The organism is Leptospira ellinghausenii, from assembly GCF_003114815.1.
In the GTDB taxonomy this organism is placed as follows: domain Bacteria; phylum Spirochaetota; class Leptospiria; order Leptospirales; family Leptospiraceae; genus Leptospira_A; species Leptospira_A ellinghausenii.
This window is the reverse complement of sequence record NZ_BFAZ01000006.1, coordinates 344,856-367,946: the sequence shown is the minus strand read 5'-3', so window position 1 is coordinate 367,946 and position 23,091 is coordinate 344,856. Positions and strand designations below refer to the sequence as shown.

General features: G+C 38.0%; 22 protein-coding genes. 10 read left to right on the top strand and 12 right to left on the bottom strand.

Annotation, left to right across the window (positions count from 1 at the left end):
- The first annotated feature begins 37 nt into the window (after positions 1–37).
- Positions 38–1,087 (top strand): D-alanine--D-alanine ligase, encoded by a 1,050-nt coding sequence (locus DI076_RS07030; protein WP_108959236.1) that lies wholly within the window; start codon positions 38–40, stop codon positions 1,085–1,087.
- On the opposite strand, the gene DI076_RS07025 is transcribed toward DI076_RS07030, so the two are convergent.
- From DI076_RS07025 to DI076_RS07005, 5 genes are read right to left on the bottom strand one after another with little or no spacing between them, the layout of a single operon-like run.
- A complete protein-coding gene (locus DI076_RS07025; RefSeq protein ID WP_108959235.1) occupies positions 1,056–2,456 on the bottom strand; it encodes a high affinity choline transporter 1 in 1,401 nt (466 codons plus the stop codon). The genes DI076_RS07030 and DI076_RS07025 overlap by 32 nt on opposite strands.
- Positions 2,457–2,459: 3 nt before the next feature.
- On the bottom strand, positions 2,460–2,735 hold the full coding sequence (locus tag DI076_RS07020; protein WP_108959234.1) for an exodeoxyribonuclease VII small subunit: 276 nt from the start codon (positions 2,733–2,735) through the stop codon (positions 2,460–2,462).
- Positions 2,736–2,744: 9 nt separating this feature from the next.
- Positions 2,745–4,022, bottom strand: a complete 1,278-nt coding sequence (gene xseA, locus DI076_RS07015) for an exodeoxyribonuclease VII large subunit (protein ID WP_108959233.1) — start codon at positions 4,020–4,022, stop codon at positions 2,745–2,747.
- On the bottom strand, positions 4,023–5,132 hold the full coding sequence (locus tag DI076_RS07010) for an AI-2E family transporter (RefSeq protein WP_108959232.1): 1,110 nt from the start codon (positions 5,130–5,132) through the stop codon (positions 4,023–4,025). It lies immediately after the preceding gene.
- A gap of 2 nt (positions 5,133–5,134) precedes the next feature.
- Positions 5,135–5,563 (bottom strand): hypothetical protein, encoded by a 429-nt coding sequence (locus DI076_RS07005; protein WP_167396513.1) that lies wholly within the window; start codon positions 5,561–5,563, stop codon positions 5,135–5,137.
- 120 nt (positions 5,564–5,683) lie between these two features.
- On the opposite strand from DI076_RS07005, the gene DI076_RS07000 reads away from it, so the two are divergent.
- From DI076_RS07000 to clpA, 5 genes are read left to right on the top strand one after another with little or no spacing between them, the layout of a single operon-like run.
- On the top strand, positions 5,684–6,295 hold the full coding sequence (locus tag DI076_RS07000) for a DedA family protein (RefSeq protein ID WP_167396512.1): 612 nt from the start codon (positions 5,684–5,686) through the stop codon (positions 6,293–6,295).
- Between the two features lie 27 nt (positions 6,296–6,322).
- Positions 6,323–9,472 (top strand): SpoIIE family protein phosphatase, encoded by a 3,150-nt coding sequence (locus tag DI076_RS06995; protein ID WP_108959282.1) that lies wholly within the window; start codon positions 6,323–6,325, stop codon positions 9,470–9,472.
- Positions 9,473–9,487: 15 nt separating this feature from the next.
- The gene (locus DI076_RS06990; RefSeq protein WP_108959229.1) at positions 9,488–10,651 is read left to right on the top strand and encodes a GNAT family N-acetyltransferase; all 1,164 of its coding nucleotides are present in this window, start codon (positions 9,488–9,490) and stop codon (positions 10,649–10,651) included.
- Complete coding sequence (gene clpS / locus DI076_RS06985; RefSeq protein ID WP_108959228.1) at positions 10,651–10,986, top strand: ATP-dependent Clp protease adapter ClpS; 336 nt, start codon at positions 10,651–10,653, stop codon at positions 10,984–10,986. The genes DI076_RS06990 and clpS overlap by 1 nt, the downstream gene beginning before the upstream one ends.
- 2 nt (positions 10,987–10,988) lie before the next feature.
- Positions 10,989–13,262: an ATP-dependent Clp protease ATP-binding subunit ClpA gene (clpA, locus tag DI076_RS06980; RefSeq protein WP_108959227.1), complete on the top strand. Its 2,274-nt coding sequence runs from the start codon at positions 10,989–10,991 to the stop codon at positions 13,260–13,262.
- Between the two features lie 47 nt (positions 13,263–13,309).
- Here the strand turns inward: clpA and DI076_RS06975 are convergent, their stop codons facing one another.
- Both DI076_RS06975 and DI076_RS06970 read right to left on the bottom strand, forming a co-directional pair.
- Positions 13,310–13,861, bottom strand: a complete 552-nt coding sequence (locus DI076_RS06975; protein WP_108959226.1) for a hypothetical protein — start codon at positions 13,859–13,861, stop codon at positions 13,310–13,312.
- Positions 13,858–14,316 carry a RidA family protein gene (locus tag DI076_RS06970; RefSeq protein WP_167396511.1) on the bottom strand — a complete coding sequence of 153 codons (459 nt, stop codon included), beginning with the start codon at positions 14,314–14,316 and terminating at the stop codon, positions 13,858–13,860. The genes DI076_RS06975 and DI076_RS06970 overlap by 4 nt, the downstream gene beginning before the upstream one ends.
- A gap of 153 nt (positions 14,317–14,469) precedes the next feature.
- Between DI076_RS06970 and DI076_RS06965 the strand changes: the two genes are divergently transcribed.
- Both DI076_RS06965 and DI076_RS06960 read left to right on the top strand, forming a co-directional pair.
- Positions 14,470–14,913, top strand: coding sequence for an Hsp20/alpha crystallin family protein (locus DI076_RS06965; protein ID WP_108959224.1), 444 nt, complete (start codon positions 14,470–14,472; stop codon positions 14,911–14,913).
- Between the two features lie 17 nt (positions 14,914–14,930).
- Positions 14,931–15,332 carry an Hsp20/alpha crystallin family protein gene (locus tag DI076_RS06960; protein WP_108959223.1) on the top strand — a complete coding sequence of 134 codons (402 nt, stop codon included), beginning with the start codon at positions 14,931–14,933 and terminating at the stop codon, positions 15,330–15,332.
- 108 nt (positions 15,333–15,440) lie between these two features.
- Here the strand turns inward: DI076_RS06960 and hisC are convergent, their stop codons facing one another.
- From hisC to DI076_RS06945, 3 genes are read right to left on the bottom strand one after another with little or no spacing between them, the layout of a single operon-like run.
- Positions 15,441–16,535, bottom strand: a complete 1,095-nt coding sequence (gene hisC / locus DI076_RS06955) for a histidinol-phosphate transaminase (protein ID WP_108959222.1) — start codon at positions 16,533–16,535, stop codon at positions 15,441–15,443.
- Positions 16,536–16,538: 3 nt separating this feature from the next.
- The gene (locus tag DI076_RS06950) at positions 16,539–18,056 is read right to left on the bottom strand and encodes a 2-isopropylmalate synthase (protein ID WP_108959221.1); all 1,518 of its coding nucleotides are present in this window, start codon (positions 18,054–18,056) and stop codon (positions 16,539–16,541) included.
- Positions 18,057–18,073: 17 nt separating this feature from the next.
- Positions 18,074–19,540 (bottom strand): hypothetical protein, encoded by a 1,467-nt coding sequence (locus tag DI076_RS06945; protein WP_245918310.1) that lies wholly within the window; start codon positions 19,538–19,540, stop codon positions 18,074–18,076.
- On the opposite strand from DI076_RS06945, the gene DI076_RS06940 reads away from it, so the two are divergent.
- On the top strand, positions 19,541–19,903 hold the full coding sequence (locus tag DI076_RS06940) for a VOC family protein (protein WP_108959220.1): 363 nt from the start codon (positions 19,541–19,543) through the stop codon (positions 19,901–19,903).
- Here DI076_RS06940 and DI076_RS06935 read toward each other — a convergent pair.
- Positions 19,885–20,649 carry a glycerophosphodiester phosphodiesterase gene (locus tag DI076_RS06935; protein WP_108959280.1) on the bottom strand — a complete coding sequence of 255 codons (765 nt, stop codon included), beginning with the start codon at positions 20,647–20,649 and terminating at the stop codon, positions 19,885–19,887. The genes DI076_RS06940 and DI076_RS06935 overlap by 19 nt on opposite strands.
- A 4-nt stretch (positions 20,650–20,653) precedes the next feature.
- On the bottom strand, positions 20,654–21,364 hold the full coding sequence (locus DI076_RS06930) for a queuosine precursor transporter (protein ID WP_108959219.1): 711 nt from the start codon (positions 21,362–21,364) through the stop codon (positions 20,654–20,656).
- Between the two features lie 145 nt (positions 21,365–21,509).
- Here DI076_RS06930 and DI076_RS06925 point away from each other — a divergent pair, with 145 nt between their 5' ends.
- Positions 21,510–23,090, top strand: a complete 1,581-nt coding sequence (locus DI076_RS06925) for a glycosyl hydrolase family 18 protein (protein ID WP_108959218.1) — start codon at positions 21,510–21,512, stop codon at positions 23,088–23,090.
- Position 23,091: the final 1 nt, after the last annotated feature.

The following is a 23,091-nucleotide window of genomic DNA, read 5'->3' as shown; positions in this document are numbered from 1 at the left end:
TATCATTCACTTTCATGTAAAGGAATCAAGTGATTTCATGCCAAAATTAAAAATCGCATTACTTTTCGGAGGGGTCTCTGGAGAACATATCATTTCCATCCGTTCCTCTGCTTTTATATTCGCTACAATTGATAGGGAAAAATACGACGTATGCCCCATCTACATTGATATGAGCGGAAAATTTTGGATCCCAACGGTAACAGAACCCAATTACCCTGACCCAACGGGGAAATCCGAAATTGAATTTTCACGAGAATTTAACCAAACAAATCAAATTGAATCCTCGAGTGATCCTAGTCAATTAGGGAAACATGGGTTTACTTCCGCCTTCCTCGGATTACACGGAGGAGCTGGGGAAGATGGTAGGATCCAAGGATTTTTGGATACAATGGGCATTCCTCATACTGGGTCTGGTGTCCTTGCATCTGCCTTAGCGATGGATAAATTTAGAGCCAATTTACTCTTCCAATCCATAGGAATCCCTGTGGCACCTTTTTGTGAGCTTGAACGTGTTCAGTCTGATCCAAGAAAAGTGCTATTAAATCTACCATTTCCCTATCCAGTCTTCATTAAGCCCACGTTAGGTGGATCAAGTGTGAATACAGGAATGGCTAAAACGCCTGAAGAAGCAATTACTCTCGTTGATAAAATATTTGTATCGGAAGACCGTGTCCTTGTTCAAAAATTGGTTTCAGGAACAGAAGTATCGATTGGTGTTTTAGAAAAACCAGAAGGAAAAAAACGAAATGCATTTTCTCTTGTTCCAACTGAAATTAGGCCTAAGTCAGAATTTTTTGATTTTGAAGCAAAATACACCAAAGGCGCAAGTGAGGAAATCACACCTGCACCCGTAGGTGATGAGATTACTAAAACACTACAAGAATACAGTTTAAAATGCCATGTTATCTTAGGATGTAAGGGTTATTCCAGAACTGATTTTATCATCGCTGATGGTGTTCCTTATGTTTTGGAAACAAATACTTTACCTGGAATGACTGGCACAAGCCTTATCCCACAACAGGCAAAAGCTTTGGGAGTCGATATGAAACAAGTGTTTACGTGGTTAATTGAGATTTCTCTTTTTTAGGGAAACAATAGATACCTAAAAGAATGGCGATGAGACTTGCGATTGTTCCATAAAAATGGCTTGTCATATCATCCCCATACACTTCTAAGATAAGCCATGTAACGATGCCAACAATCAAAGAAAAAAGAGCGGAACGTTCATCTGCTCTTTTGCTTAATAAGCCAAATACCATGGGAATGAATAGGGTAACAAGGGAGATTCCTCCCGAATCTTCGACTAGTGCATAAATCGAAGGTTTTCCCACCGCGAGTAAAAATGAAATTCCTGCAATGATTAGAACCGATACTCTTGAGAGTAATAAAAGCTTTTTATCGTTCATGTCATTAAATGCATATTTTAGAATATTCTCAGATAATATAGAAGAAGGAGCAAGGATGGCGCCTGATGCAGTTGATAGAATAGCAGAAATGAGTGCTGAAAAAAATAAAACCTGAATCCAAGGGTTGGAAAATTTAGAAATCATAGTTGGGATTAGAAGTTGTCCTGTTTCTGAATTTAAATCAAAATCTGGGATTAGACTTTTTGCATGGAGACCTAATAAAAGAGGGATCATCGCAAATAACAAGTACAATACGGAAGATAAATAAGATGCTCTAATGGCTACCTTTTCTGATTTAGCAGACATCACTCTTTGGAAAATATCTTGTTGGGGTAAAGAGCCAAAACCAACAACCATCCAAGCCGATAGGTACAAAGTCCAAGCATGGTAATTGGATTCAGGAAAAAATCGAAAAAAACCATCTGGTTTTTCTGAGATAGATGACCAAATAGGTTTAATACCATTCAATTCAATGATCACTACGACGAGTCCAATGATGATGGAAATGGATTGGAAAAAATCGGTTAAGGAAACAGACCACATCCCACCTAAGTAAGTATAAAAAACAACGAGACATGCTCCAATGACAATGGCAGTAAACTGGTTGATCCCAAATAAAATTTGCACCATTATTCCGAGTGCTACAAATTGCGCAGCTACCCAACCAAAATAGGAAAAGATCAGGCAAATGCCTGCAATGAATTCCATTTTTTTACCATATCGGTTTTTATAAAAATCACCAAAGGTTAGGATTTGCATTCGGTATAGGTATTTTGCAAAAACCAAACCAAGTAAAAATAAACAAAGGGCCCCACCAAACGGATCTTGGATGACGGATAAAAATCCACCCTTTGCAAATTCGACGGAGGAACCGAGGATGGTTTCACTTCCAAACCAAGTGGCAAATAAAGCTGCAGTTGAAATGGGTAAGGGTAAACTTCTACCCGCAAGGATAAAGTCTTTTGAATTTTTTACTTTTTTTGCTGCATACACTCCAATCCCGATTGTGACAAGGAGGTAAGCTAAAATAAAAATGGTCTGGAAATTCATTCTTTAAAATAAATCTTCTTCCGCTTTATTAGAAGTTGTGTCTTCCTTCTTTTTCTTCACCGTTGATTTCACCACTTCACCGCTGGGAGCTTTGGTTAAAAATTCAATTTTGGCTTCTGCATCCACCAATCGTTCTGAACAGATTTTTTTCAGTTCCATTCCACGTTCATAAGCCTTAATAGAATCTTCTAAAGACAAGGTTCCACGTTCTAATTTTTCCGCAATGTCTTCCAATTCACGGATTGCTTCTTCAAAACTGATTGTTTTTTTTTCTACCATCGTTTGGTCCTATTTGATTTCTTTTACTTCTACTTGGAGTTTTCCATCGAATAAAAAAACTTCCAATGATTCTTTTTCCTTAATTTGTGAAATGGAAGAGATCACTTGTTTATCTGAATTACGGAGTACAGAGTATCCTCTTTTAAGTGTTCCTAATGGAGAAAAGTGATCTAATCGTTGTTCTGCGAGCTTGTATTTTGTTTGGACTCTTTCCAAATACGATTTCCAGTTTTGTTGGAAAGAATCAAATTTTTGAAATTCACTTTGTTTTTTGACAAGGTAGTTTTTCCCAAGAAGAGAAATTTTTGTTAATAGTTCATCCAAATGGTTTTGCCTAGGTTCTAACACTGCTTTAGGATTTTGGAAAACCACTCTACTTGTTACACCTGACCACTTTTCTTTTCCAATCCGTATCACTCCAGTCAGAGCAGAACGCAATCGGTCTTCCATTTCATCCAAACGAATGAGAGTATCAGACACATTGGGAATTGCTAATTTTGCTGCTGCAGTGGGTGTTGGAGTTGTGGCATCTGCAGCTAAATCGGTAAGCACTCGGTCAATTTCATGTCCCACAGCAGAGATGATGGGAATTCTAGAATGATAATACGCCATCACAACCGCTTCTTGGTTGAAAGCCATCAGGTCCTCAAAAGATCCACCACCACGTCCTGCAATGATGACATCTACTTCCCATTTAGGATCGTTAATTTCTTTAATCGCTTCAATGATTGAATTTTCGGCACCGTCTCCTTGGACAAGGCATGGTGATACTAAAATTTGAATCGAAGGATTGAGATCTGTTGCAATTCGAATGATGTCTTCTACGGCTGCTCCCTTTGGTGAAGTAACAATCCCCAATCGTTTCGGAAATTTAGGTAACGGCCGTTTGTGGGAAACATCAAAGATCCCTTTTTCTGCTAATGACTTTTTTAATTTTTCAATTTTAAGAAGGATATCACCTTCGCCAAGTTCTTCTATTTTTTGGACTGTGATACTATAATAACCACCTGGTTCATAAACAGAAACAGAACCATATACAAGGATTTCCATTCCATTTCGTAATGGAGTACCTTTATAGTTTTTGGCTTGGAAGGAAAAAAACGCACATTTGATCACACTTGTTGTATCTTTTAAGGAAAAATACATGTGACCAGAACTATTGGTTTGGCTGAAATTCGAAATTTCTCCGCGGATCCAGAAGTTTTTAAATTCGGGAGAGTCTTGTAATTTCGCCTTGATACGGCGATTGACTTCACTAACAGAAAGGGAAGAATCAGCTGTTTCCATTTACGTTGTTTGGAATCGAGTTTCTCGAAAAATTTTCCAAAAATCCCAAAGGATAATCACGAGTGTTAACGCCATAGGTCCAATGATGATCCCTGCAACACCAAACTCTTGTAATCCGCCAATCAGGGAAAGGAAAATTAAAAATGGATGTATTTTTAGTTTTTTATCTAACATTTTTGGTTTTACAAAATTTTCTAAAATGAGATAACTTGCCCCACCTGCAATCATGAAGAGTATACTTCCTGTCCAATTCTCTTGGACAAGTCCAATATAAAGTCCAATGGGAAACCAAACGACTGATGTTCCAACTACTGGTATGAGTGAAAAAATAGTGGCGATACTTGAAAGTAGAAACTTATTTGATACAGATGTAAAAAGTAAGAGAAAATAAATCAAAGCACCTTGTAAAAGTGAGATGAATAAATTTCCCATCATTACGGTTCGAATCGCTTCTTCGATCCTACGTCCTAACCTTTCTTCAATTTCTGTGGGGAAAGGTAAAAGTAAAAACAATCCATGTTCCAGTCTGCTCCCTTCCTTGTAGAGAAAGAAGAGTAATATGAATGTAAAAAATCCATTGAATATGATTGCTCCAGGAACTTCAAAAGACCCAAGTAAAAAACCAGAAGAATTTTTTAGTAAACTATAAATAGAATCTAGGTTGAGAATGTCCATGTGTTGTCCCACATATTCACGGTAAAGAATTGGTAGTTTGATCCAAAAAAATTCATTCTCGGTAAAAAAGTCAGTCAACATTGGACTATTGAGTAATAGAGATACAATCGATTCTTCTGTGAGTTGGTTTCTTACATAACTGACTAAATTTAAAGATTCACGGATGAGCGTTGATACAATTAAATAAGAAGGTATAAAAACACAAGCGAGCATGAGCATGACCATGATATAAGGAGAAAGGCCATGAAATTTGACACCCAATACATTCCTTAATCGTTTGTGAAGTTTTCGCGTGGTTAAATAAAACAATAAAGCTAAAAAACTAGACCATAAAAATGGTTTGAATACAAAAAACAATGTAAAACAGGTAGCGAGAAAAATCCCAGCTAATAGAATGTAGACGATAGTTTCGTTTTTATTTTTGATCCAATTCATGATTAATAGGTAGAGTGTTTTTTAAAGTAAAAACGAATTTGGTTGTTAGTTTCATTTTTAGTAAAATAAATCGATAATGACTTTTTAATAAACCCTTCCAAAAGATAGGAAACTTCGGTTTCATTCACATTTTTTTCAATGAGTTTCCAATCCCCTTGGTTCACTCGGTAATCAATGCGTTTTTGGATTTCTTCCCATGACTTGGGAGTTTCCAAAAGTAAAAAAGCTTCTTTTGTGTGGATGTGACTTGTTTTGAATTCACTCGATTGAAGAAAGGTAGATTTTTCTGGAAAAAAAGACTGTGGGAAAGCAGGTGGAGGGTTTGTCGGGAATTTTGTTACGATGATTTGGTCAAACCGGTAAGTCTCCGTTTGTTTGTTCGGAGTACATTGCCAAAACACAAGGAGTGAAAAGAGGAAAAATCGAAGCATTAGGGAAAGCAAATGTCCTAGTATTGATTCCTTCCATTCATTTTTTAAAATCTTTGTTGCCTATCCCAAGAAAGGTTTATCCTTCTTCTTGTGTTAGAATCCATCCCATTCGAAGCCATAATGAAAGAAATTCTCGAATTACCACCGCTTTTCCTTTGGGGTTTTTTCTGTTTTTCGAACTTTCTGGAGAATATTTTCCCACCCTGGCCTGGTGATACAATCACAGTCTTTTCGGGTTTTATATCCTCTGCACCCAATTCACCCGTCTCCTTTGTTTCCGTTGTCATCGCTACTTTTTTAGGGAATCTTTTTGGGGGACTCGTGATGTATTATTTTGGGGAATCGTTTTTGAAATTTCTGAAACGAACAAGGATTCCTTTTTTATCGAAACTATACCATGAGGAAAGTTTGCATAAGACTTTGGTATGGTTTCGGAAATACGAAAATGTAGTGGTTTTACTTTCTAGGTTCTCGGCAGGGATTCGATTTTTTGTTTCGATCGTCGCGGGAATGTCCAAAATGAACATCATTAAATTTGTAATCCTCTATTCCATTGCCGTTTCGTTATGGTGTGGTTTACTTTTATTCGGTGGTAGTTTCCTTGGTTCGAATTGGAACCAAATCATTGTTATACTATCGTACTACAATCGTACCATTATTGGCATCCTTTTGGTTGTTTTTTTATACTTCCTTTACCAAATGTTTGGGAAATCAAATACGAAGTTGACATGATTTGGATATATGTTAGGGTTTTCATCCATGGATTCTTGGGGAAACATAGCGTTTGATTTTTATACTTTCGGCTCTCTCGTCGGAGTGATTTTTACTTTTTACAATGCACAATTATTTCTAACGGTGAAAGAGAAATCGGAAGCCACTTACAACTTAGGAATGGGCACACTTTGGCTGGGTTTATTTCACTTTGGGTACTTGATCAACTTTTCTTTTATGGGCCCAGCATCAGCGTATATGCGATGGTTTGTCATCATTGGTGCTATGGCAGGTTCTGTTTATCTAACTGGATTTTTCTTAAGTTACCCTGAAATATATTTTCCAAGACTTAAAAAATACATCTTTTGGATCTTAAGTAGTGTGGTCGTACTTGTGACTGCATTTTTTGTCTTCATCAGTTTGTCTGCTGGGAGATTGTTTTTTTTCAGTGGCCATTATTGGGATTTCCCGGTTCCTATTTTTTATAAGGCATATGCTGTAATCGTTTTAGTCTTTTTTGTTTCCTTTACCATTGTTGCCATCCTTCAATTATTCAAGATGCCAAAAGAGTCAAAGTTCACTTTGATTAGCATTCTGATTTCCTTTGTTCTCATTACAATGATTCCTGGTTTTTTAAATGTATTGTCAAGAGATGGAGCGATTGGTAGGGGACTTTACCAAACGATAACGGACCTTGTTTTGGTAGTTGGTTTATTTGTCGCCAATGTTGTTTATATCAATAATACAAAAGACAAAACAACGATTTTATCAAGAATCATTGGTATCTCGTTAGCTTCGTTTTTGTTAATTTTACAATTGGTTGCTTATTCTGTGATCCAACAAACAGAATCTAATTATGATTTGGTGCATACGGCAAGAGCCAAAAATTACATTGCAGGTTTGGAAACAGACCAAGTCCCTAGTTTCCATTATTCCTATGATATCCAAAACAGATCCTTTGTCACACACAAAGGATTAGAAGAAACAAAATTAGAACCAAACGAATACGAAGCTGAGTTTTACAATGTTTGGGCCTTGGAGATGATCCTATCGTTTGAGAAAATTGAAAATTGGAAATCAAAAGTAAATGAACTATTACTCCAATTACCAGAAACAAGTAACGGTTATTCGAACGAAATCAAACGATTTCTAAATGAGGATCGAATCACTTCTCCGAAAGAGTTAATTTCAGAAATTGAATCAGAAAAACGTAAGATTTTATACACCCGAAATAAACTGAGAGAAATTCCTGTTTCCAATTTTACAGAAAAAGCATCTGGACTTGTGAAAAACGAAGAGGGGGCACTCTCTGGATTTTATGCTGAGGCAAGGAAAATTCTCTCTTCCAATCGATCAGAAGAACTAAAATTCAAAACCTTAGACCAAATGTTTTCTCCCATGCCAAACCATGGTGAAAGAAACTATCGTGGACAAGTGAAGTTTGATTCTAAGAATCCTAATTTTTCTTTTTATGTAAGTTATCTGATTGTAGATAAAAAAAATGAAATTGTTCATGAAGTTGGTTATCCATATACTGATTACAGAAGTTTTCAACATGAAGTGACTTTACCTTGGATCATTGGTTTACTGGCCCTTGCGGTACTTGTGATTTTCGGATATCGATTGTTCTTTCTCATTGCTCTCATTCGGCCAGTGGAACAGATCATTGAAGGGTTAACGGAAGTTAACTCTGGTAATTTGGAATACCGCTTAACAGTGCATGTTGAGGACGATATTGGTTTTATGGCGAGGTCGTTTAACCGGATGGTGCGTTCGATCCAAGCTGCTCGTAAAAAATTACAACAATATGCTGAACAATTGGAAGAAAAAGTACAAGAACGGACTAAAGAATTAGAGAATACGTTAAAGGAAGTTCAGTCCTTAAAACACCAGCAGGATGGAGACTATTTTTTAACATCTCTATTATTACAACCATTTCATACCAATCATGCAAAACACCAAAATGTACGTGTGGATTTTTTATTAGAACAAAAGAAAAAATTCACATTCAAACAGTATGAAAAGGAGATAGGTGGTGACCTCAATATAGCCAATCAAATTGTACTCAACAATCGTTCTTACACTGTATTCTTAAATGCAGATGCAATGGGTAAATCGATGCAAGGTGCAGGGGGGGCACTTGTACTTGGATCGGTATTTGAATCCATTATCACAAGGACACAACTTTTAAGTGAAGCGAGAAATACATATCCAGAACGATGGATCAAAAATACATTTTTGGAACTTCACAAAATTTTTGAAGGTTTTGATGGTTCTATGCTTGTATCACTTGTATTAGGTGTGATAGACAACGAAACAGGATTACTTTATTTTATCAATGCTGAACACCCGTGGATTGTATTGTATCGAGACGGAATCGCCAGTTTTATCGAAAACGAATTGATGTTTCGAAAATTGGGAACATCAGGTGTCCAAGGGAATTTATACATCAAAACATTCCAGTTGGAAGCAGGTGATATCCTCATCGCCGGTTCTGATGGGCGTGATGATTTATTAATTTCTCATACTCAGGATGGTAAACGTGTCATCAATGAAGATGAGAAACTATTTCTTAAAATGGTGGAAGCAGGGAAAGGGGAACTTGATTTAATTTATGATGAAATGGCGAAATTTGGAGCGTTGACTGACGACTTATCGATGTTACGTGTCTCTTTCATTGAAGAAAAAGAACGTTACAAAATTGAAAAAGATAAGTTAAGGGAAATCCAATCTTTGTTGGCGAAAGCCAAAGAAGCAAGTGACTCTTCTGATCTGCAGGAGGCAGTTACCTATTTAGAAAAAGCACATTCTTTAGAGGAAAACATTCCAGAAATCAAAAAGAAGTTTATCCAATTGTATTTAAAACTGAAGGACTATGGGAATGCTAAAAAAATGGCCAAGGACTATAGTTTACTTCGTCCTATGGATACTGAGATTATGTACATCACTGCATTTTGTGCAAGGAAAGTGGCTGATATCAAGACTGCCATTGATTTTGGGGAAAGAGTTCGACTCCGTGATCCAAATCATGTCAAAAACCTAATCAATTTGGGACAAACCTACTTAGCGGATAAAAATTATGGGAGAGCTGAAAATATCCTCAGTTCCGCTCTCGAACTTGACCCAGAAAATCCAAGTTTGGTAAGGCTTATTGAACACATTCGGAAAAAACAATTAAAACAAGAAGAAACCCATTAGAGTCTAATTATTTGAGTGGATGAAACAATTAAGATAGAGATTTCTCATAGTTTTTTTGAGTTCAAAAAGGAAGAGTGGAATGAACTGGTTCCTTCCGATTCCCTCTTCCAAGAATTTGAATTTTTGTCTGGATTGGAAGAAACAGGGTGCATTGGGAAATCAGATTGGAAACCGGTTATTGTTTCTGCCAGGTTAGAAGGAAAACTTCTAGGGCTTATACCCAGTTATTTGCGTAAAGACTCTTATGGGGAATATATCTTTGATTTCCAATGGGCCAATGCATTTCACAGGGCAGGCATTCCTTATTACCCCAAACTCACAATTGCTGTTCCCTTTACTCCTGTGACAGGATCTCGGATCTTGTTCCACCCAGAACTGGCTCATGTGCAAAAAGAATCGATAGGGCAGAGTCTCTTTATGGCATTAAAGGTATTTGGAGAACGAGAAGGGGTTTCTTCGATTCATATTTTATTTTGTAAGGACGAAGAACAAACCGTTTCTCAGAACACTGGGTTTCATCCTCGGTTGTCTCATCAATACCATTGGTTCAATCGTGGTTTTTCCAATTTTGAAGAATTTCTCTCAACCTTGGTCAAAGAAAGGCGTAAGACCATTCGCAGTGAACGTAAAAAAATCTCGGAAACAGGGCTGCAAATCCAAACACTTACGGGTGAACTCATTCAGGAAGAACATGCAAATCTCTTTTATGAGTTTTACCAAGATACTCACAGTAAAAAATGGGGACAGGCTTACTTAAACCGAAAGTTCTTTTTAAAGATGGTGGAAACCTTTCGCCATAGATTACTCCTCGTTCTTGCTTCTAAACCAAATGGAGATCCAGTTGGTGGGACTTGGAATTTATACCGTGATGGATTTTTGTATGGAAGGTATTGGGGTGCCTTGGAACACGTACCCAATTTACATTTTGAATGTTGTTATTACCGATTGATTGATTATGCGATTGAACATAAAATGGAAAGAGTAGAAGCAGGGGCTCAAGGGGAACATAAATTCCTAAGAGGGTATGAAACGGTTCCTATGTTCAGTTCCCATTTCATTTACAATGAAGAAGGTAGAAGTGCTATTGAATCCTATTTAGAAAAAGAGATTAAAATGGAAAGGGAGAATATTGAAGCATATAATGCACATTCACCTATCAAAGCTCTGAGGGAGGGGTAATGTCTGAAACCAACAGAAAGTCTTATACCGATTTTAACGTTGAATTATTAGAAAAAGAAAAACAGAAAAAACAATTAAAAAAACCAAATCGGTTTAAAGTGATTTTAATCAATGATGATTATACACCTCAAGAATTTGTAGTTTATGTATTAGCAGTTGTTTTTCGGAAATCAATGGAAGAATCTCGTCAAATCATGTGGAAAGCACATACGGAAGGATCTGCTGTTTGCGGAGTGTATTCATTAGACATTGCACGCACAAAAGTAGAGGAAGTACATAAGTTAGCTGATGAGGCTGGTCACCCCTTACAATGCCAATTGGCAAAAGAGGAATAAATATGAATTTTTCAACTGATTTAGAAAAAACCTTAGAACTCGCACAAAAAGAAGCGACAAAATACCACCATGAATTTGTCACTCTGGAACATTTGTTATATGGACTAACCTATAACGAAAAAACAAAAGAGGTTCTTGTGAATGTGGGCTGTGATTTGGATTTACTTCGTAAAGAGTTACTTTCATACTTTGAAGAAGATTTATCTTCCATCTCTGTTCCTAATTTAAAAATCCAACCAAAGTATACTGTGGGAGTTCAGTTTGTTATCCAATTTGCTGCTTTTCATGTACAAAATTCAGGAAAAGAAGAAGTGGATGGAAATAATGTTTTAGTTGCTCTTTTTCGGGAAGAAGATAGCCAAGCATGTTATCTGTTAGCAAAACAAGACATCAAACGATTGGATGTGATCAAATACATCTCCCATGGATTCAAAAAAGAAAACGATTCAGATGAACCAGATTTTTCATCCGAGGAAGAATCCTTCGAAGAAGAAGCAGAAGTTAAATCAAAGCAGTCTGCTTTGGAAAAATTCTGTGTGAATTTGACTGAAAAAGCAAAATCAGGAAAATTAGACCCTTGTATCGGAAGGGAAACAGAAATCCAAAGGACTATCCATATCCTCTCCAGGCGTAGGAAAAATAACCCCATATTTGTGGGTGAAGCTGGAGTTGGTAAAACATCGATTGTGGAAGGCCTTGCAGAAAGAGTTGTACAAGGAAAAGTTCCAAAAAGTTTGTTAGGATTGGAAATTTATTCTTTGGATATGGGACTTGTCATGGCTGGAACCAAATTCCGAGGTGAGTTTGAAGAAAGGCTAAAGGCAATTTTACAAGAGTTAGTGGGAAAACCTGAAAAGGTCATTTTTATAGATGAAATTCATACCATAGTTGGTGCAGGAGCAGTTTCAGGTGGGAGTCTAGATGCTTCCAATCTGATGAAACCAGCCCTTGCCAATGGTGAACTCAAGTGTATCGGAACCACTACTTATAAAGAATACAAATCCATATTTGAAAAGGACCATGCTTTATCACGAAGGTTTCAAAAAATTGAAGTGGTGGAACCTTCCAGAGAGGACGCCATACAGATATTAAACGGTCTTAAAACGAAATACGAATCCTTTCATGGAGTCCATTATAGCCAAAAAGCCATTGAAGCATGTGTGGATTTATCTACCCTACACCTTCGTGATCGTTTTTTACCTGACAAAGCAATCGACCTTCTTGATGAATCAGGTGCCTTTGTAAAGTTACGGGACGAAAACAAAGAGAAGGCAAAAAAGACTGTTGGTATCTTTGAAATTGAATCCTTGGTCGCTAAAATCGCAAAGATCCCAGAAAAAACGGTAAAGGCTGATGACAAAAAGAAATTAGAATCATTGGATGCCGAAATCAAAACCATCGTTTATGGGCAAGACCATGCCATTGACCAAATTGTGGATGCCATCCATTATTCACGTTCTGGACTTGGAGATGAAGGAAAACCAATTGGTAGTTTTTTATTTGTAGGCCCTACTGGAGTTGGTAAAACGGAAGTTGCAAAAACACTTGCAGATAAAATGGGAATTCAATTTCTCCGTTTTGATATGAGTGAGTATATGGAAAAACATTCTGTCTCACGTCTTATTGGTAGTCCGCCCGGTTATGTGGGTTATGACCAAGGGGGGCAACTTACGGATGCGATTGCCAAAACACCACATTGTGTACTTCTTTTTGATGAAATTGAAAAAGCGCATGAGGATATTTATAACATCCTTTTACAAGTGATGGACCATGCTACTTTAACAGATAGCACAGGCAAAAAAGCAGATTTTAAAAATGTAATCCTAATTTTGACAACGAATACAGGTGCCCAGGAAAGTTCAAAACCTCTTCTTGGTTTTGATTCCGATCGTTATGATGATCGTTCTATGAAAGCGATAGAACGGACATTCACTCCTGAATTTCGTAACCGTTTAACGGCTGTCATTGAATTTAATTCACTATCCATTTCAATTGTTGAACAGGTTGTCAAACGAATGTTTCAAACCTTACAAAACAAGGCAAAAGAGAAGGGAATCCAATTGGATATTACAGACAAAGCAGTCAGGTATTTGGCAGAAACTGGTTATGATAGGGCAATGGGAGCAAGACCCATCCAAAGGATCATCAATTCGGAAATCGGAAAACCGTTATCGAAAAAAATGCTTTTCCACAAAGACAAGGTGAAGGCATTTTTGGTGGACTTACAAGAGATTGATGCAAAACCAAATTTGCAAATAGTAGAAGTAGAATCTTGAGGATTGAATGTTAGAGATTGGTGTTTTCATTTTCCCTCCGAATAATTCTAGTGGGAATGTAAAAATACCTCATCCTCTTTTTTAAAACTTAAATACCCGAATATAAAGGCAAAAAACAGAGAACCTAAGAAAAGATAAAAAGTGATTTGAGTTGTCACTTCACTTGCATTGACAAAATCATAATACGTTCGTTTTGGCTCCAAGTATCCCCAAAGCACAATGATAGCGGAGATCATTTCAGTTGCAAAAAACCATATTCTTGTCCAAGAAGACTTCCAAAAACCCAGAAAGAAAAAATTAAGTAAACTAATTAAGATAAAAATAGAATTGAGTTTTGGACTTAAAGAGATGGATTCTTTACTTTCAAAAAAAGTTATTTCGTAGTGGAACCAAGGTAATACCGCAAACAAAAGTTGGAGGAATAAAAATATAAAAAATATTTTATCGTAGAATAGTTTCGCATTCCAATAACTATATAATGATAATGTAATTCTCTTTCCTAAATACCACCAAACTTTGAGTAAATCTGGTATCAGTTTGATTGTTTCCTTTAGGAAAATCACGAATTCGGAAAATAAATTTAAAATTGAATTTTTCATTCCACTTCAACTGTCATTTCTAATTCGACACTCGCATTCAGAGGTAAGGAACTGACCCCAATGGCAAACCTTGCATGTTTTCCTTTTTCGCCAAAAATTTGACCTACAAGTTCAGATGCCCCATTGGCAACTAAGTGTTGTTCTGTGAAGTTTTCATCGCTTGCAACATAAACTCCGAGTTTCACAACTGATTTTATTTGGTCTAGGGAGCTTATCTGTAACAACAAAGCCGAAAGGGCATTGAGTAAACACTGTTTTGCTTCTTCTTTCGCTTCCTCAAGAGTAATATCCTTTCCCACCTTTCCCATTTTCCGTAACTTTCCAGAAACAAGTGGGAGTTGGCCCGAAGTAAAAACTAAATTTCCAGAACGTTTGGAAGGAATATAGGCTGCAAGAGCCGCTGGAACGGGTGGGATTTGGATCCCAAGTGCATTCAATTGATCTGAAATAGGCATTGCCATCCAAACTATGGTTCACAGGCCTATGAGACAAAATTTTTTTTACCGAATGCAAAAATTCTAAATTCGAATTGACAATTGGCAGTCAAAGATATAGAGTGCTAACTAAAGTAGCAGACTGCGAATAAGAGTGCTAAAAGGAGATTTTGCATGTTATTTCGAATTCTAGACCCACAAACAAAAACTAACCAGTTTTGGAGAGACTTTGATCGTTTGAACGATGAGTTGACTCGTTCCATTTTGAATGACCAATTCGGAAGTTCATCGCATTTTCCTCCTGTAAATGTGTACACAAAAGAAGATGAGGCACTGGTCACTTGCCTTTTGCCTGGGATGGACACAGACCAAATTGATATCAATGTAAAAGACAATATGCTTTCCATTCATGGAAAGAAAAAGGCAGAAGATTTAGCGGAAGGAACAGAAGTTCATCGTAGGGAAATTTTCCATGGTGAATTCCACAGAACACTTGAGCTTCCTTTCCGAGTAAACCAAGACCAAGTATCTGCAAAATACGTAAACGGTGTCTTAAACATTCACTTACCGAGAAGAGAAGAAGACAAACCGAAAAAAGTATCCATCAATATCGGATAAGAGAAGGAGAGAATGAAATGAATACACTGACAAAAGAAAATAAACAAGAGTTAGATGGAAATACCGGAGTGAAAGAAGTTAAACCACAAGTTAGGGTTTACTCTCCGAATGTAGATGTTTATGAGACAGAAAACACAATTTTATTCCGAGTGGAAATGCCTGGTGTGGATGAAACATCTGTTGAGATCACAATCGAAAAAGACCAACTCCAATTAGAAGGGAAATTCCAAATTGGAACGGAAGAAAAAGGTCAGGTTCGACTAGCGGAATACAAAGAAGGTAACTATTTCCGAAAGTTTACCATAAGCAAAGCGATCGATTCTGAAAAAGCTGTTGCAAAAATGAAAAACGGAATTTTAGAACTTTCCATTCCGAAAATTGAACCGAAAAAAACGAAAATTGAAATTCGAAATTCATAAATCAACGAAGTATGAATTTGAATCAAGGTGGATTGAGATTTTAACTTTATAGAAACAGAAATGAACAAAATAGAATCCCAACAGAACAGACGTTTTGTTGGGTTTTTTTTAGACTAAAGCCTTTAGGGATTGGAAAAGGATATCATTTTCTTCTTTTGTTCCAATCGTTATCCGAATGAATTCTTTACAAATTCCATAGGAAAAATACCGGATGAGGATATTTTTTTCTTTTAAGGAAAGGTATAAGTGTTCAGGCGAAATTCCTGGTTTTGGTTTGCAAAAGAGAAAATTAGTAGAAGAATCAGGGATGGTAAAACCCAGGGATTCCAAATTGGTTTTCAGGCGAGAACGTTCTGAAATGACAAGATTTCGTTTCGTTAAGAAATATTCTTTGTCTTGGTAAGACGTTTCGGCAATCACTTGGTCAATGATTCCAACATTATAGGAATCTTTGAGTTTTCGTATCCACGAAATGGTTTCAACGGATCCAACAATGTAACCAACACGAAGTCCAGCGAGTGCATATGATTTGGAAAATGTTCTGGAAACAAGTAGGTTCGGATGGTGTTTGATCTCTGGCATCAAACTGGCGCTAGCATCTGTAAAATCAATGTATGCTTCATCCGACAATACAAAACCTCGAAACGAACGAATCAGATCTAATAGTTTCTCTTTCGGTTCTTCAATGCCCGTAGGTGCGTTTGGATGGGCAAAACATAGTAACTTACCATCTGATTTTTTAAGTGTTTCAAAATCAAAATGTAGATTTTCTAAGACAGGGATTGCTTTGTAATTCGCTCCCACCATCATTTGTTCGGTAAGAACTGGGTAATAGGAATACGTTGGGTCTGGTGCAACAACTGTGTCACCGGGACCAATAAAGGTTTGGAATAACAAACGTAAGGCTTCATCCGAACCATTGGTCACAAGGATTTGGTTTGGGTCCAAATCATAATCATTTGCAATGAGTTCTTGTAGTTTCCTTGCATGGTAATTGGGATACTTGCGGAGTAATCCTTTTTCGATCACTTCTTCTAATGCCTTTTGGATTTTTGGTGACGGAGGATACGGATTTTCGTTTGTATTTAACTTGATGGTGGAAGTAGTAAGGCCTGGTTGTTCTCCTGGAGTGTAGGGAGAAAATTGTTGGAGTTCCTTTCTCACAAATAACTTTGGGTCAAATAGGTTTTCTTGTGAAGCCATTGACTACAACCGATTCAAAGCATTGATGTATGCCTTGGCACATGCTTCAATGATATCTGTAGAATCGCCTTTGCCCACAACCCGACGTTCGCCGTCCTCCAATGTGACTGAGGCTTCCGCCATCGCATCGGTTCCTTCTGTGACTGGTGAAATCACAAGTCTAGATAGGAGGGGGGAAAGCCCTGTTACGGAACTTATGGCCTTAAAGATACTATCTACAGGTCCATCACCTTTTGCTTCCCCAACTTTCGTTTCACCTTTGATTTGTAAGTTTACCTTTGCAAATGGTGTTTTGTCAGAACCAGTATTTTGTTCAAAGGAAATCAGTCGGTAGGTTTCATCCACTTGGGAACGGCTTATTTCAGATTGGAAAAGAGCAGCGATGTCTTCATCAAAAACCTCCTTTTTTTTATCTGCAATTTCCAAGAAGCGATTGTATGCATTGTCAATTTCTTCTGGTTTGGGATCAAATCCCATACGGATGATTCTGTCTTTAAACCCAGCTCTACCAGAATGACGACCAAGTACCATTCTGTTGGATTTTAATCCTACTGATTCTGGTGTCATGATTTCGTAAGTTTGTCGGTTTTTGATCACACCATCTTGGTGGATTCCAGATTCATGGGCAAAGGCATTGGCTCCCACAATTGCTTTGTTAGGTTGTACTACCATACCAGTGATTGTTTTTACTAAATGAGAACCACGTGTGATGAGAGTGGAATCAATGTTTGTTTCCACACCAAAGGTATCTTTTCTCGTTTTTAATGCCATGACCACTTCTTCCATGGCTGTGTTACCTGCTCGTTCACCAATTCCATTGATGGTACATTCAATTTGTCTTCCACCCGCAAGGACAGTGGCAAGGGAGTTGGCAACGGCAAGGCCAAGGTCATTATGACAATGGGCAGAAAAAATGACTTTGTCTGCCCCTTTCACCTTTGTTTTTAAAAAACGAAACAGATCCATGTATTCTTGAGGGGTCGTATAACCAACAGTATCTGGGATGTTGATAGTGGTTGCCCCTTCTTCGATCACAGCCTCAACTAACTCACGTAAGAATTCCCATTCTGATCTTGTTGCATCTTCTGGTGAAAATTCTACATCGGGGACAAAGTCTTTTGCCATCCGAACGGCAATCCTTGCCATCTCTAAAACTTCGGAAGGTGATTTTCCGAGTTTGTGTTTCATATGAATGGGAGAAGAAGCAATGAATGTATGTATGCGTTTGGATTTTGCTGGTTTTAGTGCGTCTCTTGCCGCTTCTAAATCGGGGCGGAGGGCTCGGGCAAGGCCACAAATGGTGGGACCTTCAATTTCACGGGCAATCCGTTCTACAGCTTTGAACTGGACTGGGGAAGAAACGGGGAATCCTGCTTCAATGATATCTACTTTCATCCTGGCAAGGTGACCTGCAATTTCTACTTTTTCGTCTTCGCTCATAGCAGCCCCAGGGCACTGCTCTCCGTCCCTCAAAGTCGTATCAAAAATCCGTACGTAATCTTCCATCTCCTTCCAGATCATAGTTTCCCCGAAGTCTGTCAAGGAGTATGGAAAGCACCTGTGATCCAACGGTATGGTTTCCCATCATCTTGTATTGGGATTGGTTTTTGATTGCCTCCTGTCCAAAAGCGAATTGGTTTTTCCTGGGTATAGGGGACTTCTCTTTTGGTAATCGATTGGTGGAATTCTTGTACTTCCTTTCGGGGTTTGGGAAAAGCACTGAAAACCAAAATCCAAAGGAGAAGAGAAAAGAGAAGCATGGGGAGAGGAAAACGATTTTTCTGTTTTGCCAATACCCAAGAGACTCCGACGAGTCCAAAAAACCAAAGGGGAAAGAGGTAACGAATAGGATAGGGATGGAGGTAGGTAAACCGACCCACCACCAAGAGAAGGAAAAGTAAAATTGGAATCAAAAGGAGAAACAATCGTTTGAGTTGTTGTGGAAACCGACGAAAAAAGAAAACGAACACAAACAAGAAACCGAGTAAGGTACGATTCTCGTAAACAAGCAGTTTGGAAAAATCATATACGTAATGAGTGGCTAAGAAAGTAATTTCTCCTAACGATTTTGTTTGGAGGGAATCTAACAGGATTCCAAAACTATTGGGAATCTGGAGTTTTGTTTTGAGAGAGTAAAAGATAAGTTCCATGATGATGAAGTAAAACAGAATCATACCAAGGTAAAAAATGATTTTTTTCCAAAAGATCCCTTTCCAATTTTTAGAATCCATTTCCGAAAATTTGATGACGATTAAACAAAACATCCCAATACAAAACGAAAATCGATCAGAAAGGTATAAGAGACTAAAACCGAGTAAAAACAGAAACTTAGAAACTTGTTTTGGTAAAAACAATTTCGAAAACCAATTGCTTCGACAAATTTTTTTTTCGATCGAAAACTCTGCTTTATTCTGTAAAAAGGAAATCTGATTCTCTTTCGACTGGGACTGGTAATAAAGGCTAACAAGAAATAAACTAAAGAAAAAACCTGTACTATGGTGTGCATTCGAAACAAAATAAACCAAGGGAAGAGGTTTATCTCCTAAACATTTTCCAAGCAAAGAAAGGATGGTGAATAATGTTTGGAACCAGATTAACAATTGAATCGTTGTTAGTTTAGAGAGTTTAGATGAGAAAAACGAGTAGAATCCTAAATAGAGGAAACCCATCTGTAGCACTCCATACATTGTAGGTAGATACAAAAAAGGAAATACAAAGTACAAGATGGCCATACATCCCATGTCGGGGAAAAAATAAGGAGAAGGGGGGAGATACCAATGGGCTATTCCTTTCCCACTCATCCAATCATTCACAAATAATGGTGTATACAGTTGGTCAGCAGAGTATAAGGGGATAAAATAAATAGTTTCGCATAACAAATAATTTATGAAACCAGAAAGGAAGAGGAAAAGAATCAAAACCAATCCCACTTTCAATTTGGTTTGTTTCCCAGATTCGTAGAAATATGATTGGAAAAAACTTCTGAGAATTAGGATTGGATTCATATGCCAGAACAAAATGTGTCTCGTAACAAAACGTTAAACCTCTATTCAATCAATTTAGCTGGTGGAGAAAATTGTTCCGAACCATTGCACTTCTACCAATCCATTTTAGGTGGCAAAGTTCTGAAAGAAAGTTTTGGTCATGCGGAACTAGAATTGCAGTCGGGTTTACGGATTGTTTTTTCGAAAGAGACGGAACATTGCCCTGTGCGGGGAGGAACCCTCACACTACATATGAGTCAAAATGACCCAATAGACAGAATTCTTTCCCATTGCCAATTATTACAAGACGTGCCAACCCAAGGGTATTCCTTATATGAAGACCATTGGGGGAATTGGATCTGGCTTTATTTTGCTAAAAACTGAGCCAAACGATCTGGATAGTCCGTGATAAGACCCGATACACCTGCTTCTATGAGAGAATTCCATTCTTCTTCCGTATTGGGAGTATACGGAATTACAAGTAAGGACTCTGAATTACATTTTGATACAAATTCCTTGGAACACGCCGAAAAATGGGGAAGGATCAAATCTGGTTCAAAGTCCATATAACGTTCGTTTAGCGATTCTCCCTTTTCAATGAGTAAACCACGTAAAACTTCCGGTTCTTCTTTTCGAACTAAGTCTACAAGTTCCCAATCAAAACTACTCACCCAAATTCGATTTTGTAATTGGAACTTACGGATGAGTTTGACAACTGCTTTTGCTAAATTTTCTTGTTCTTCTCTTTTGCCTTCACTTTTCAGTTCTATATCAAACACTGTGTTTTCAGGTAAAGTTTGTATGATTTGAGATAAGGTTGGAATTTGTTCACCTTCAAAATCCTCGGAGAAAAATCCACCTGCATCCAGTTCGGCTAACTGACGATAGGGGATTTCAGCCACCTTTCCCTCCCCATCTGTTGTGCGATCGACAGTAAAATCATGGATGACAACTAGTTCCCCTGATCCACATAACATGGTATCCAACTCAAAATAATGGGTGGAGTCTGATCCAACAAGAAAGGATACGAGCGTATTCTCAGGAGCAAGGCCCCTTGCCCCTCTATGTCCGATATTGACAGGAGTTTTTCCTAGGAGTGATTGTAAACGTTCGAACCTTGGTTTGAACATGGGTTTACCCTGGTTGGATGGAAGATTCATAACCTTCTTCTTCCATCGCCTCTTTGAACATTTGTTCTTTTAAACTCATCCCTAGGTAACGATCAATGTAAATGTGGATGGCATACAATACCGGTGTGATGAGAATCGCAACCCCCATTTTGTATAAAAAATTGGTACTAGCAATCGATACAAGTTTTGGAACTGGGTGGTACTTTCCGAGGGCAATGAAGATCACAACAAAAGAGTCAATGAGTTGTGAGATCACAGTGGAACCCGTAGCCCGCAACCAAATGTGTTTCCCCTTCGTTTTTTTTCGTAGAAAATGAAAGGTATGTAAGTCAATCATCTGTCCGATTATGTAAGCAATGATGGAACCAAGGATCACAAGGCCTGAATTGGCAAACACTCGTTCAAAGGAGGCATCATCAATGGGAGAATCAGGGCTTGCCGGAATTTGTATATCGATGACAATCAATAAGTAGGCAAATCCTATCATGAACATCCCAAGAAAGGTTGTGGCTCGTACAACCTTACGCCCAAAGTATTCATTGAGTAAATCCGTGATGATAAACGTAACAGGAAATGGGATAACCCCCATTGTCATGGTAAACCCAAAGGCAAAAAATAATTTACTACCCGTCAGTTCCGCAAGCAGTAAAAACGTTAGAAAAAAACTGAGTAAGACAGTATAAAGGATCACCGGTTTTTGTTTTAAGGCATTCATGGATTTCTTTTCCTCCCCATCTGAATTTCGACTAGGAGAGAATGGCTCCTAAAAAATCATGGGATACAGATAGATAGAGTGGGTTTCGATTAATCTCTACTCTTTTTTTCTGAACAGTTCGATAATCAATCTAGAAGAAACGTATATGTCTGAATCACAATCCCCTAATGCCCCAAAACGTCCACTCTCGAATGTGGCGAAGTATTCGTTATTATTTGCCTCTTGGTTCTTTTTATCTGCCATTTCGTTTTATTTGGGAATGAATCTCATGCAAAATTCAGGCTCCACTTTGGTTTTGAAAGACCTTCCTAAAACGGGAAATACAAACCCAAGTGTAGTGGAAGCATCCACTCCATCTCTCGGCACTCCTTCTGAAATGGAGACGGGAGAGAAAAAGGAAACAAAAGATCCTGTTACCGTGGAAGAAGAAGTTGTGGAAACACCAAACTTCGTTCCAGATGAGAATGTAAGTTTTCGTTCTTCCGCTTGGTCCACTGACTGGACGGCGATGAAAAAAACAGTTCACCTCTATAATGAAATCCATCCGTTTATCTACACAATGAAAGGTGGGCTTTCCAATAACGGGGAACTCATTTCCAGTTGGTCAAGTACTTCCCGAAAGGAACGAGTGTTAGAACTCCGTGCCCTGAATCCAAAAGTCAAAATCATCCCTACCATTTTCCGTTGGGAAAATCCAAAAGAAAAAATCCAAGAGAACATTGGTATGGGCGGACGAAATGACATCCGTGACCACCACATCCAAGTAATTGTGAATGAAATTATGACCTATGGCTATGATGGAATCGACATCGATTACGAAGGGATGTCTTGCGATAAAAAAGAAAAGTTCGAAGAATTTTTTGCCCTCCTAGCAAAGGAAGTCCACAAAAAAGGAAAACTCATTTCTGTAGCAGTTCACCCAAAAACCCCTGCAGAAAAATCAAAGAAAAAAGAACTTCAATGCCGTGGACTTTCTAAACCAATCCACTTAGACTTCCGTGAAAATTGGAGAGGGCCAACTACCCATGATTATGAATTCCTTGCGAAACACGCAGACCGTGTGAAAATTATGGCCTATGAACTCCACCCAAGGAAATACCATAACCCAGGTCCAGGTCCCCAAGCACCTAACGTATGGTTAAAAGACATCATCACTTACGCTAAAAAAAGAGTCCCAACTCACAAACTCTATATGGCGATTCCAACATATGGATACGACTGGGCACTCAATTGTAAGTCATCTGCGAAAGCAATTTACCATTCTGATGCACAAAGGATTAAATCCGGAACACATAAAAACCGCCAACCCACGGATATCAACCGCATCTTAAATGAGGAAAATAAAGTAGCAAGTTGGAGAAACCTATCAAAGTTTTCTGACATTCATAAAAACCGAGCCTATGAAGATCCATCCTTATGGTACACTAGCGGTGGTTGTGACAGAGTCGCGTTTTATATGAACAGGCGGGCCTTTGAAGAAAAAATGACCCTGCTCCGTAAGTATGATTTGGGTGGATTTTCGTTCTGGCAACTTGTGACAGATAATGACCCTGAGATCAATGTGTATCTGAGTAAACTCGTCCAAGGGCAACTCCCACCTGTAGAAAAAGCAAAAGACGAAGAGGAACCAAAAGAAGAAACAACGATCGAAAATTTGGATCCCAAAGAAGCTTTAAAAGTTTCCAATTCTCAAACCAAATCTAAAACAAAAACCAAACAGTTTTAAT